At 38.7% G+C, this 14,207-nt stretch carries 5 protein-coding genes; all 5 read right to left on the reverse strand.

The annotated features are described in order from the left end of the window. Position 1 precedes the first annotated feature (1 nt). A complete protein-coding gene (locus tag ACWATR_RS30310; RefSeq protein ID WP_460341037.1) occupies positions 2–2,398 on the reverse strand; it encodes a trypsin-like serine peptidase in 2,397 nt (798 codons plus the stop codon). Between the two features lie 54 nt (positions 2,399–2,452). Further along, positions 2,453–5,551, reverse strand: coding sequence for a CHAT domain-containing protein (locus tag ACWATR_RS30315; protein ID WP_460341040.1), 3,099 nt, complete (start codon positions 5,549–5,551; stop codon positions 2,453–2,455). Further along, positions 5,551–9,516 (reverse strand): CHAT domain-containing protein, encoded by a 3,966-nt coding sequence (locus ACWATR_RS30320; RefSeq protein ID WP_460341043.1) that lies wholly within the window; start codon positions 9,514–9,516, stop codon positions 5,551–5,553. Before ACWATR_RS30320 ends, ACWATR_RS30315 begins: the two co-directional genes overlap by 1 nt. A 184-nt stretch (positions 9,517–9,700) precedes the next feature. After that, positions 9,701–10,837: a GTPase family protein gene (locus ACWATR_RS30325; RefSeq protein ID WP_460341046.1), complete on the reverse strand. Its 1,137-nt coding sequence runs from the start codon at positions 10,835–10,837 to the stop codon at positions 9,701–9,703. A gap of 239 nt (positions 10,838–11,076) precedes the next feature. Continuing rightward, positions 11,077–14,127 carry a CHAT domain-containing protein gene (locus ACWATR_RS30330; protein ID WP_460341050.1) on the reverse strand — a complete coding sequence of 1,017 codons (3,051 nt, stop codon included), beginning with the start codon at positions 14,125–14,127 and terminating at the stop codon, positions 11,077–11,079. Positions 14,128–14,207: the final 80 nt, after the last annotated feature.

Here is a 14,207-nt window from a genome sequence, read left to right on the forward strand (position 1 = left end):
TTTACTCCTGATGTTGGCTTTGTGCGGCTATGATTTCATCGTACAGTTTCGGACGATTGTGCTGCAAATCACTCAAGATAGCTTTAATTTTCGTGGCTTCCCGCAATTTTTGAGCTTCATTTTCGCCGTTGTGCAGTGCCACTACCTGAAAGTTAGTTACATTCAACACAGGTGCGCCTGATGTTCCCTCTTCGGTAGGGGCACTATGGAGAATACGGTTGCTATCCAAATCAGAGTTGTAAAATCCACCAGAACGCTGCTGCGGTTGTCCTTTGGGATGCTGAATTACATAAAGCTGCGTCCCTAGGGTGAAAGGTATATCTGCATCCAATCTCAGAAATCTTCGGTGTTGTAGGGGAGAATCCTGGCGATCGCGCAACCGCACAACAGCATAATCTAATTCCAGATTGTCGTGTTCCATCTGCACCAAGCCATATTCAATCCCAACGCCTGCTTGGGTAAAGTCAAAAGTGAATACGCTATTGGCTATTTGCTTTTGCAGGTCAGATGCACTAATTGGTGGCTCTCTTTTGGGATCTCTGGCTTCAATGACATGCCAACAAGTTAATGCCAGTTCAGAAGTTACCAGCCACCCCGTACCTGTAGGTATTTGCCTCATGTTCCCATTGACAATTTTGGGGACACTCACACGAGCAACTGCACGAGCGCAATTCAGCAGTTTCTCATCTGCTGCAATGTAAGGCATCGGCTCGCCTTTGGGGTTGGCTTCTGCTTTACGTAAATCATTTGTAGTATTTGTACTATTATGTAAAACTACGAGATTAGGTTTCCTATTAGACTTAGGTGCAAGTATAGGCTCAAGTTCTTGTATTAGTTCAGATAAAGTTTGATACAACGACTTTACTGGATCTATTTGCTTTGTTAATAAACGCAGCAGTATCATTAACACATTGTCTTTGGTATCATTGCGATACTCATCATCTAAGTAAGCAATTACTCTCTGCGCTCGTTCATCTCGACTACTAGTTTCTGGTAAATTATTACACCACGGTTTGAGCAGATCGTTGGAATCAAAAAAATCGATTAGTCGGTCATTAGTCCTAAATTGATCGCAATTCGACAAAGCTCTCCATAGTCGAGGATAGATATCATCAGGAATCCCAGGCATATCATTTGTTACAGCTACATACTCATGATAGTATTGATTCTCAGGTAAACTAGGGACAGCAGGTTGCTTCCATAAGTTACCACTAAACTTAGATTGACTCTCAACTGGTGCAGTGGTAATGGTTTCTTGGACTGTAGCATTAATAAGTTGCAAGCGATCGCGTCCTCGTTCTAAAAATCTCAAGTCTGTTTGAATTTGTTGTTCCAATTTGTTCTGGCTGTAGCGTAAAAACTGATGCCATAAAGCTAAGTTAGTCTCCGGTAAAGACTCCAATTTTTCTAGCTTATTCCTGTAATTTTTTTCATTTATAGCTATAGTATTTTCGTGATCTGCCAGTTCCCCCAAGTAGCGAGCATACTCCAAGCCTATGTTCGATAAGTCTACCTGCAACTGCCTTAACTGCCATTGCGGATTTGCAACTTGAGTAATTTGATGAAAGCGTCGTTCGTACTCTGGCAATTTGCCGTAAAGTTTTTTGGTTTGACGATCGCACCACCGTGATTGATAATAAACATACTGAATTTTATGCCTACACCACAGCAGATATAGTAGAATTTCAGCAACTTTATCCATGTAGTCAGGGTTCATATTTTGGCATTTAAACCAAACTAAAATATGCAGTTTTTGAGCAGGGTCTGTATGGGCGCTTTCATATTCAAAAATTGGATTGCCTAGCAGATAACCTGTACCGACTAAATCGGTTGAATTTCTTTCTGAAAGTATTTGTGCAACAAAAGTATTAGCTAAATATTGATAGTCATCTTGCAGTTCTGTTGGTTGACCAAAAAGTAATAATGTTTGTCCTAAAGAAGCTTGAATTTGTGGAGGTAGCAGCAGATTATCGTAATTAAGATTACTTAATTGAGGTATACTGAACGTATCTTGAGAACACAGAGTTAAATCGATTGCATAACTATCGTGTAATCGAAAAGGGCAAAGTAAACCTTGAAGCTCTAACCCACCAGTTCGCGGAATTAACCGAAAATTTAAACTTTGTTCTTGATTACGCAGTAGATTGCTATATTCAAGCCCCAGACTATCTTCTGCTTGGGGAAAATATTGATTATCTTGGTAACAAATAAGTTTTTGTTTTAGAGTTTGTAGTTCTGGTATGTGGAGCTTATTACCCAAATCAATTAACTGTTCCCACAACTGTGGTGCTTCTACTACAGTCGGTTCTTCCCCTTGGTTGATGCTGTTTCGCAAATGGAAAGCATAAAGAGTAATACTAGGACTATGCAGTCCCAAATTCTGGGTAATTTCGTGCATAATTTGGGCAGATTCTACCGATAATCTTAGATGTATATTATCGATATTTCGTTGTCACTGACCGATCGCACAGAATGCCGCCCAGTGAAACGGTTGTTGAAATGGCTTTTGGTTATCTTGCAACTTGTATAGCCTTTTATTAAGATTCTGCCGCATTGTGGGATCAAGTGGCAGTGAATTAGCTGTTATCCAAGCTTTTAATTCAGCTTTTGTGATATCCCGCAGCCAAAGTTGAGCTTGGTTGAGAGCAACTGCAACTGACTGCGTGGCTTGCAGATTTTGATAAAACTGAATCATTAAAAAAGCTGTAGATAAGTCATTAACTGTCCAAAGAGAACTAACGACACTAGAAGCACCTGCATAAAGAAAACCACTGGGTAAACCAATATATTCATCGCTGATATTGCGGAAATCAATCAATCCCGTTTCGCAAGCAGATAGAGTGACTAGGGGAGATTGGTTTAAGTTGAGAGTAAATATTTTCTCCAAAGTCAGGCATTTATCCAAATCCAGCAGTTTTCCATCTGGCAAAGTGAGGTACTGTTCTGAGTTAGTTTCAGTGGATGCCGTGTCAAGATATGCATCTGTGAGGATAAGGCTAGATTGGCGAGGCTGGTTTGGATGAAAATAGCCATGACAGCTAAAGTGGGTGCAGTGGGCAGTAGTAAAGGAAATATCGTCAATCGCTTCTCTGGTTGCCATCCCTTCTTTGAGAACATTGGTTGTACTAAAATAACGTTGAATTGTTTCTACTTCAAGATTGGTATAGCCGAGGTCTTTTGTAGGGTTTTGAACAGCAAAGAAGCTTGTGAAGTCAGGAAGTTTTCTCATCTGAGCAAGTTGGAGCATTTGGCAGCTAGGAGCATAATTCACCCCTTGAGGAAATAAATCGAGGAGACTAGATTTCTCTGTAACTGGCAACGCATGAAGGGGAAATAAATGTAAATACTGATGGGGAATTAAAATTAGCCTCTCACAACTATCGGGAATCAGCTTAATAATTTCCTCAAGGTGCAGAATCTTACCTAGTAAATGGAGACGGGTACTTAAGCGGCGCTGCCAATGGGATTTTTTCTCATAGTAAGCTCCCATATATGCAGCTACCCAATACATCAATTTTTTTAGGTCTTTTGGCTCGGATTGCCAAACAATAGGCTGTTGGGTTTGACAGGTGAAAATAAAAACAAGAAACTTATTTCTGGCAACATACAACTGGACAATAGCAGTACGCCGATCCAAAGTTACCTTAAATTGGTCAAATTTAAACCCTGAACCAACGGGGAGGTATTGGTTTTGCAGTTTATTGCGTTGCAGCCTTAGCTGTGAAAGATGTTGTGTCAGAGCAGTGCTTGCTTGAGCTATAGCATTTTGCAGTTGGTACTGACTGGTAGAGATTTCGTCTTGGAGTTGTTCCAATTGTCTAACGATTTCTCTGGGGAAAATAGCCTGGAGGTCGCGACTGAGGATAAGTTCTACCAAGTTGCGAGTTTTGCTGCGCTCGACATATTCTATTGCTTTGGTAGGGTTCTCCAACTCCAGGCAAACTTCTATTGCAAATTCATAGACCTTGTTCCATTTTTCAGCTAGTTTTTGTTTGTCTTCTTCTTTTGCAGAACCAAAGACTATCTCCCCTCGCAAAGACTCTAAGGTATCAATAGCAGCCGTAAAAGCATTGTAAGCATCGCTAAACCGTCCAGCATCTTGGTAGGCAAGACCGAGATTAAATTGAGTTTCTACATATAATACGGGAAAAGCTTCGCTAGTACGTATCTCTAAGGCAACCTTTAAATGTCGAATTGCGATCTCTAAGTTCTCTAGCTTTTCCCCATTAATGCGTTTGCGGTAGGTATCGCCCAGATTGTTCTGGGTTGTAGCCCATTCCTGTGAAAAAAGTCTACGGGTGCGTATTTCCAAGGCAGCTGTGAAACAACGAATAGCTGTTTCTAGGTTCTCTGCCTTTTCCCCACAAATACGATTACTATAGGCATTGCCCAAATTGTTGTACAGCATAGCCCATTTCTGGGCTGATGCTTCACAAGTGTATACTTCCAAGGCAGCCTGAAAACAGCGAATAGCTGCTTCCAAATTCTCTGCCTTTTCTCCCTCGATACGTTCGTAGTAAGCAATTCCCAAATTGTTCTGAGTCATTGCCCACTCTTGGGAATTGATTTCGCGGGTACTTTCTTCCAAGGCAGTCTGAAAACAACGAATGGCTGCTTCTAAATTTTCCGATTTCTCCCCCCGAATGCGTCTACTGTAGGCAATTCCCAGATTTTGTTGGGTCATCGCCCAGTCTTGAGGAAAGGCTTGGCGAGTACGTACTTTTAATGCCGCTTCAAAGCAGTGAATTGCTGCTTCTATGTTTTCTGCTTGTTCTCCCCGAATGCGATTTTGATAGACAATACCTAAATTTTGTTGGGTCATACTCCAGTCATAGGGACACAGTTCACAAGTACATACCCTCAAGGCAGCCAAATAATAGCCAATCGCTTGTTCTAAATTCTCTGCTTTTTCTCCTCTGATACGGTTACGATAGGCAATCCCCAGATTGTTTTGTATTGAAGCCCATTCTTGAGGAAAAGCTTCCCTGGTAAATACCGTAGCAGCAACTTGATACCCTGCTATGGCAATTTCTATGTTACTGGCTTGATTCCCTAGGGGAAACTTACGTATGAGAATACTGAAATTGACTATATCTGCGGTCAACTTCTGGGCTTGTTCTGGTACTATACTTGGCAAGGTAGTAGTTGCCCAATTGTGCAAAACACTGGCAAAGTTATCATTAAGTAGGTCTAAGTTATCTTGTAACAGCGAGTACAAAACTTTCGGGTTGTTGTTGCTGTAGTGGATTGCTTGCAATAACTGCAAGAGTAAGTCAAGTTGAGAGTTAGGGTTTTGGAGTTGAGAAAAAGTGGTGGTTGATGATAATCCCAATACTTCAGATAGTTGACAGACAACATCTTTTAAAAAATTAGCAGCATTTTCGTTACCTTTTTCTGCTAATTCCTCGCTTACCTGTTGCATAATCTGCAATAACTCAGCATTGAGCAAATGCTGACTGCTATTCAAAATCTCATTGATTTCCTGGCTACTGCCACATTTGAGCAGTGCCTCAATTAATTTCCTATAAATTTCTTGATTTTGTTCGTTCATTATTGACCAATTGCACAGAATGCCGCCCAGTAAAAAGGCGATTTAAAAGGTTTAGCATCATCTTCCAACTTGTAAAGACGACGACGCAGATTCATCCTCACTGCTGGTTTTAATGGTAACTGGTTTTCCTCAATCCAGGTTTGTAATTCCAATTTACTTACATCTCTGAGCCATTTTTGAGCTTCATTTAAAGCTTTTGTAACAGGTAAGTTTTCTTGTTTATGATTTTGATAGAACTTAATCATTAAAAAAGCAGTAGAAAGGTCATTTACAGCCCATAAACTACTGACAACATTAGTACATCCTGCAAATAGAAAGCCACTGGGTAGAGAAATATATTCATCACTAACATTACCCAAGTCAGTTAATCCTGTTTCGCAAGCAGAAAGAGTGACAAGGGAACAATTTTTTAAGTCTAGGTTAAAGATTTCTCCTAATGTTAGACATTTTTCTAAATCTAGGATTTGATTTTGAGATGAACGAGTAAAATTTTCTGTATTTGCTTGTGTCTGTGTAGTAGAATTGGCAAGAATCAAGGCAGATTTAAGGGGTTCTTGGAAGTTAAAATAGCCATGAGAAGAAAAGTGGCTATAGCTAGTTCGATTAAGATTTTGCTGAGTTAGATTTTCCTTGGTCGCATGTTCTTTAACTAAAACTTTGTCATTAGGTTTAAATAGCTGACGAATGGTATCAACTTCGATGTCAGTATATTGCAAATCATCTGTGGGGTTTTGGATGCCGAATAGGTTATTAAAATTGTCTCGTTCTTGGCTTTTAACTATTTGTAATAATTGACAACTTGGAGCATAACTAATTTGATTATGGAATAAGTCTAATAAGTATCCAGTAAAAATTGTTTCGTCTTTTTGTTTTCTGGTTGCTTTCAAAGCATGAATAGGCAATAGATGTATAAAAAGATGGGGAATTAAAATTAGGCTATTACATTTTTGAGGAAGCTCGGAAATTATTTCATTTAAATGAAGATATTGAGCGAAATTCTCTAATATAGATTCCAGTTGATTTTGCCACTCTTGTTTAGCTTCGGTACGGTAGAGATTGAGATAGTTATTTATCTCTTCAATTAAAGCCTGTCTGTCTTCAGAAGGAAATTGTTTAATAATTGGCTGCTCACTATCAGCAGCAATAATAAAAGTAAGAATTTTATCGTTGGTAATGTACCACTGAATAATGGCTTTATTCTCAGAAGTTAGGGTTTTAATATCGTTAAACGAAATGGGTTCAACTTTTTGGGTAAGGCTAAAAGTTGGATCTATGGGAGTAATATGACGGGTAATTAATTCTTCTAACTGTTGTTTGAGTTGATTGAGCCTGCTGCGGTTTGGTATTTGGGGTTGATATTGTTGTTGTCTTCCTTCCGCCGTCAATATAGCCAAATTATCACTCATTTCTTGGGTAGCGAGTTGTTTTTCTTCTTTAACAATTTCTTTACGAAGCTTATCCAATTCGATGATAACAGTTTGAGAAATGTCTCCTTTAGGGTATAAATCACGGTTGGCTAAAAGTTCAACTAAATCACGGGTTTTACTTCTTTCTGCATATTCAATGGCTGTGTCTATTTGCCCTAAGTTAATGTAGGATTGAACAATATTTTGATAAACACTGATGATTTCTGCCATTATTTTTTGACGATGGAATTCGGAAATGGCTTCACCACGGAGGTTTTCCACTGCTTGAATGGCGATGCTGTAAGCTTCAGTGGCAAGTTGCCAGTGTTCTTCTTTAAAGCCTAAATTACCTAAATTACGACTATTTCGTAAGCATTCAAAGGGAAAATCTTCAGCAGTTTGAATCTGCAAAGAATTACGATAAGATTGAATTGCTCGTTGGAGATTGTCTACCTTATTTCCTTTGATTCTATTACGATAAGCTTCTCCTAAATTATTTTGAGTCGTTGCCCATTTTATAGGTAATGTCTCTTTAGTATGGATTTGCAGGGCATTTTCATAAGCTGCGATCGCTTTCTCAATATTTTCGGCTTTATCGCCTTTGATTCGGTCAATGTATGCATTGGCGAAATTATTTTGAGTCGTTGCCCAATCCATAGGTAATGCCTCTTTGGTAAAGATTTTTAGGGCATTTTCAAAGGCTGCGATCGCTTTCTCAATATTTTCGGTTTTATCTCCTTTAATTCTGGAATAGTAAGCAGTGGCCAGATTATTTTGAGTTCTTGCCCATTGTAACGGCAATGTCTCTTGAGTACGGATTTGCAGAGCATTTTCATAAGCTGCGATCGCTTTCTCAATATTTTCGGCTTTACCCCCTTTGATTCTGTTGATGTATGCATTGGCCAGATTATTTTGAGTTATTGCCCAATCCATAGGTAATGTCTCTTGAGTGCAGATTTGCAGGGCATTTTCAAAGGCTGCGATCGCTTTCTCAATATTTTCGGCTTTATCTCCTTTGATTCGGTCAATGTATGCATTGGCGAGATTATTTTGAGTCATTGCCCATTCTATAGGTAATGTCTCTTTAGTATGGATTTGCAGGGCATTTTCATAAGCTGCGATCGCTTTCTCAATATTTTCGGCTTTATCGCCTTTAATTCTTTCACTGTATGCAGCAGCGAGATTATCTTGAGTCATTGCCCATTTTACAGGTAATACCTCTTTGGTACGAATTTGCAGGACTTTTTCATAAGCTGCGATCGCTTTCTCAATATTTTCCGCTTTATCGCCTTTGATTCTTTCACAGTATGTATTAGCGAGATTATTTTGAATTTCTGCCCATTCTACAGGTAATGTCTCTTTAGTATGGATTTGCAGGGCATTTTCATAAGCTGCGATTGCTTTTTCAATATTTTCCGCTTTATTTCCTTTGATTCTCTGACTATATGCACCAGCAAGATTATTTTGAGTTATTGCCCAATCCGTAGGCGATGTTTCTTTAGTACGGATTTGCAGGGCATTTTCATAAGCTGCGATCGCTTTCTCAATATTTTCGGATTTATCTCCTTTGACTCTGTCTTTGTAAATACTAGCAAGATTATTTTGAGCTGCTGCCCATTCTACAGGTAATGTCTCTTTACTAAAGATTTGTAGAACTTCTTCATAAGCTGCAATCGCTTTTTCAATATTTTCCGCTTTATTTCCTTTTATTCTGAAATAGTATGCAGTAGCAAGATCACTTTGAGTCGCTGCCCATTCTACAGGTAATGCCTCTTTGGTACGGACTTGTAAGGCATTTTCAAAGGCTAAAATCGCTTTTTCAATATTTTCCGCTTTATTTCCTTTGATTCTATTTTTGTAAACATTGGCAAGATTACCTTGAGTCGCTGCCCATTCTTGAGGAAATTGATTTCGTTGATACACTTGTAATGCTGCTTGATAGCAAGCAATTCCAATCTCTAAATTAATTGCTTTATTTCCTAAAGACAATTTCGCAATTATCTTACCAAATTTCCATATTAATTCAGCAGAAATTGGAGCCAATACTCCTGATGATTGGGATAAAAAAATATTTGCCCATTCATTTATAGTTTGGATTAAATTTTCATCAATTTTATTGATATTACTCTCTAAAAAAGAATGAACTTCTTGCGGATTTTCATCAATATATAAAAATATATCATTGAGAAATAAGAATCTTTCTTTGTCGCTATAGCTTTGGTTATTGCTATTAACAGGCTTTGTCTTTTCAAAATTAAAAATATCGGTAGTCTCACTTTCAACTTGGGATTTAGGAGACTCAACCTCAGCAATCGTTAAATCTTCCTCTGCAATTCCTAAAAAATCAACTAATTGACTAAGTATCTTTCTTAAAAAATTACCCGTGTCACTATTACCCTCTTGCTGCAATCTTATTGCTTCCTGTTGCAAAATTCTTAAGAAATTAATATCAATGTCATCAAAATTATTCCGTATAATTTCATTTGTTTCTCTTGTGTTGGCACAATCAATTAATTTTTTGATTAAATTTAGATGGATTTTATTATGTTGCACATTCATATATTTAGCTGATATTTAATAATCCTTAATTCAAAATTATAAAAATAATTAATTGCCATAGCCAATTATTCAATCAATATCAGATATTGCAATTTCCGATATTCCTTTATCCTTATTTAGTGGCTATTTCTTGTTTGAGGAGATTACTGGTAGCGCGAATATTTATATTTATTTGATGAGAACCTTAACTATTCAAAAAGTCATCTCTAAGTTTGTCCACATCTTTCTTCTCTCTAATTCGTATACTCTTATACTTATCGAAGTTCTTGCTGAAGATTGCTTGTAGCAAATTCTCAATCTCTTCTATACTCACTCCATCCAACTCTTTCATCGCAAGTTCCTCAAAAGTTTTAGTTAATGCAAAACCAACAATGACGACAAATGTTGCTGCTGTAACTCCCGCAAAACTAGAAGAAATCGGATCGAAAACGAAGAAGTCAGCAATTGTAGTCACAGTAAGAGTCACTAAAGCCTCTTTTGATGTCGTGATTTGTGTCCAGAGACTTGTCATGCCTTTAATCTTATCAAATCGGTACAAGGCAGCTATCTGGTTCCACAGAACTGTTTGAGCAGTTAAAGCAGCAGCAGGAGTCGTAAATGGAATCGGAACAAAACCCGTACCAAAGCAAGCAATTGCAGATGTAGCAACATATCCCATAGCCACAAAGCGTTTAGCTTTCACATCAACAACCTGTCTAGCAATAAAGGCATCACCTAACACTTTGGGTAATAATTCAGTAGTTCTCTTTACTAGTTCATTCAGTCCAAAAGGTTCAATTTTCAGTTGTTCTAAGGGTGAAGCTGAAATTTCAGTTATGTTATAAACTTTCTTGAAATCAAGGCTGTCAATTGCTCCTATTATGCCATCTATTTCCTTTCTTGCAGCGCGATCGCACTGCGACAGAACAATTATTACAGGAATACGCTGCTCATATAACTTATTAATTATTACTGCTTCAAAAGGCTCAAATCTAGCAGACGGGGCACTCACTAAATACCAGGCTACGTGTATTTGTTCCTCAGCCCCCTTTCCTAGTTGACCATCTAAGAACTTGCGAGTGTCATCTACAAAACTACCCTCCCTACCTAATTCGCAACCAGCAGAGTCATACAGAACAATGGGGATAGATCCTTCTTCTTCAATTAAATACTTTTCAAAATATTGTGTAACTGGAAATCCGGCTCCTGTTTTTGCTGTTTCTTCTCCGAAAATAGCGTTTATGAGAGTACTTTTCCCCACGCCTGTCTTACCCATCACTAGAATGTTGAGACTTTTTATCTCTTGTACAAAATCGTCAACATTCTCTCTCAAATTTGTCATAATGGTTACTCACAGTTAATTGACAGCAAGTTAGTTCACTACTTCCTGGAGAAGACTCAATTCCAACGCTAAAGCCAGTATTAGATAATCAAAATCAGGTAATTACAGTGTGTCGATTGTATCACATATTCAGAAATAATCCTCAAAAACTTCAGAAATTGTACGGCATGATTGTAGTACCAATCCCACAATGCGAACTATACAATAAGCTTCGACCATTTCGCGCTACTCATCCATAATTAATTTCCTATTGCACAAAATGCAGCCCAATAAAAAGGCGATTGAAATGGTTGAAAGCCATCAGGCTTTTGATAAGACAAACGACGTAGCTGCATCCTGAGTGTCAAATCTAACCTTAACTGATGCTTTGTAATCCAATCCTCTAATTGTATTTTAGTGACATCCCGTAGCCACAGTTGGGCTTGATTTAAACTCACAGCTACTGAAACATTTGTATGTAAATTTTGATAAAACTTAATCATTAGTAAAGCTGTTGATAAGTCATTTACCGTCCACAAACTACTAACCACACTCGGACTTCCTGCATAAAGGAAACCACTGGGTAAACTAATATATTCATCACTAATACTGGTGGAATCTGTGATGCCAGTTTCACAGGCAGATAATGTAATTAAACGGCATTGATGTAAACTTAATGCAAAAATTTCTGCTAAAGTAAGTCGTTCATTATCTGCCAATATTAATGCTGATTCTAAAGGAGATGCCAAGTTAAAATCACCATGACAACAAAAGTGGCAACAGTGGGCTAATTTGAAATTATTATTGTAATTTAAAGCTACTTTAGTCGCTTCTTGTTTAACTAAAACTTGAGTTTCAGCAAAGAATGAGCCGATAGTTTCAACTTCTAAATTAGTGTAGCTTAAATCACCTGTCGGGTTTTGGATAGCAAACAGTTGACTAAAATTAGGACGTTGTTGGTTTTGGCTTAGTTGCAGTAATTGGCAGCTAGGGTCATATCCCACACCTCTAGAAAATTTATCCAACAGACAATTTTGTTTTTTTTGCCCATTCGCTAGTTGCTTGTTCCCCAATGGTAAAGCGTGAAGTGGTAATAAATGCAAGAAGCGATGGGGGATGATAATTAGGCGATCGCACTCTGCTGGTATGTGAGAGATTATTTCATCTATATGCAAAATTTCAGCGAGATTTTGCAGGCGAGACTCTAACTGATTGCGCCACCATCTTTTGTTATCTTTGCGGTAATAAAGGCGCAGATATGCACTGACACGTTTTAATAAGGCACTTAAATCTTCAGCAGAGGATTGAATAACTTCAGGTTGGGGACTGTGGCGGGTGATAATAAAAGTAAGAATCTTGTCATCGTTAATATACCACTCAATGATAGCGCTACGGTCATCAATGAGAGATTGAATATCGCTAAAGGCGATGGTTTCAACTTGTTGAGTGAATTTGAAACTGGGGTCTACTTTGTTGATGTCTGCAAGCAGGTTTTCCCGGTGCTGTTGTAAGTGATGCCACTTTTGTTGTAATTGTTCGCGCTCGTGCTTTCTCGATTCAGAGTCGGTAATCCTAGCAACTATTTCTAACTCTCGCTGTTTAGTTGCGATTTCCTGGCGCATTTGGTCGAGTTGTTCACAAATTTTTTGGTGATCATGTTGCTTAGAATAAAAGTCGCGTTGCGGGTATAGGTTTTTATTAGCCAAGAGTTCGACCAGATTCCGAGTTTTGCTGCGCTCAATGTATTCTATGGCTCGATCCCGATCACCTAGCTTTAGGCAAACGTCCACCATACTTTGATAGAGTCTATTCCATTGTTCGGCGAGTTTTTTCTTGTCCTCTTCTCTACCTGAACCAAAGATTATGTCGCGACGCTGAAATTTTTCTACAGCATCAATAGCACCAGCAAAGGCATCGTAAGCTTTAGAGAACTGTTGGTCAGCTTGGTAAGCAAGACCAAGATTGAATTTGGTGACTGTGTAGTCTTGTATAAAAGCTGTGCGAGTACGTACTTCCAAAGCAGCTAAGTAATAGCGTATTGCTGCTTGTAAATTTTTTGCTCTTTTCCCCTGACGACGATAGAGATAGGCATTACCTAAATTATTATGAACTAAAGCCCATTGTTCAGGAAATGCTGAACGAATGTATACTTTCAAGGCATTCTTGCAATAATGAATAACCCACTCCAAATCTTCGCCTTGATTTCTCTTGTTGCGATAGAGATAGGCATTAGCTAAATTATTTTGTATCCCTGCCCATCTTTCAGGGAATCCTGACTGGGTGTGTACTTCTAAAGCAACCTTGTAAGAGCAGATTGCCTCTTCCAAATTTTCTGACCTATTCCCCCGAATGCGAGCAAGGTAAGCATTACCCCGATTACTTTGGGTATCTGCCCACTGTTGGGGAAAAAATGAGCAACTATACACTTTCAAGGCAGCCTCGTAACAATGGATTGCCTCTTCCAAATTTTCTGACCTATTCCCCCGAATGCGATCAAGATAAGCATTACCCAGATTATTGTTTGTTTCTGCCCATTGTTGCGGATATGCTTGATGAGTTCTTACCCCCAACGCAGCTAACAGAGAGCCAATTGCTAATTCCACATTTTCTGCTCTTTCTCCTTGAAGGCGCTCGTTATAAGCGTTCCCAAGATTGTTTTGAGTTTCTGCCCATTGTTCGGGAAAGGCTTCACGGGTTCTTATTTCTAATGCAGCTAATAAATAGTCAATAGCTTTTTGTAAGTTATCTGCTCGATCTCCTCGTATACGCTCACAATAAACAGTCCCCAGATTATTTTGGGTATTTGCCCATTCAAAAGGGAAAGCATCGCGGGTAAATACCGTAGAATTTATCTCATAGCTAGCAATCGCAATTTCCAGATTAATAGCTCGATTACCTAGCGAAAAATTATTAATAAGGACACCGAAATTTCCAATAACTGCTGCAATACCTTGGGCTGCTTCTAGATTCTTGTCTAATATCATAGTAATTGCCCAAGTTTTCCACATAGCAGCGAAATACTCGCCCAACAGGTTTAAATTTGCTTGCAACAATGAATACACTGCTTCTGAGCTTCCGTTTCTTTGTTCTGTTGCTTGGAATACTTGAACAAAGAAGGTCAGTTGCTCGGAAAGGGTTGGAAGTTGGAAAGAAGCAGAGGCTGATGATAATCCAAGTTCCGTAGCAATGTGGTGAGCAACATGGACTAAAGAATTTGCAGCATTTTTATCGCCACGCTCCCTGAACATTTCTGCTACCGTTGTCATTGTCAACACTAATTCAGCACTAACTAAATGTCGGTGTGCATTCAAAATTTCCCTCTCCTCCATAGTACTGGGGCAACTCAGCAGATATTGGATTAGATTCAAATAGTCTAGGAGGTCAGTTTGAA

The organism is Nostoc sp. UIC 10890 (genome assembly GCF_054786515.1).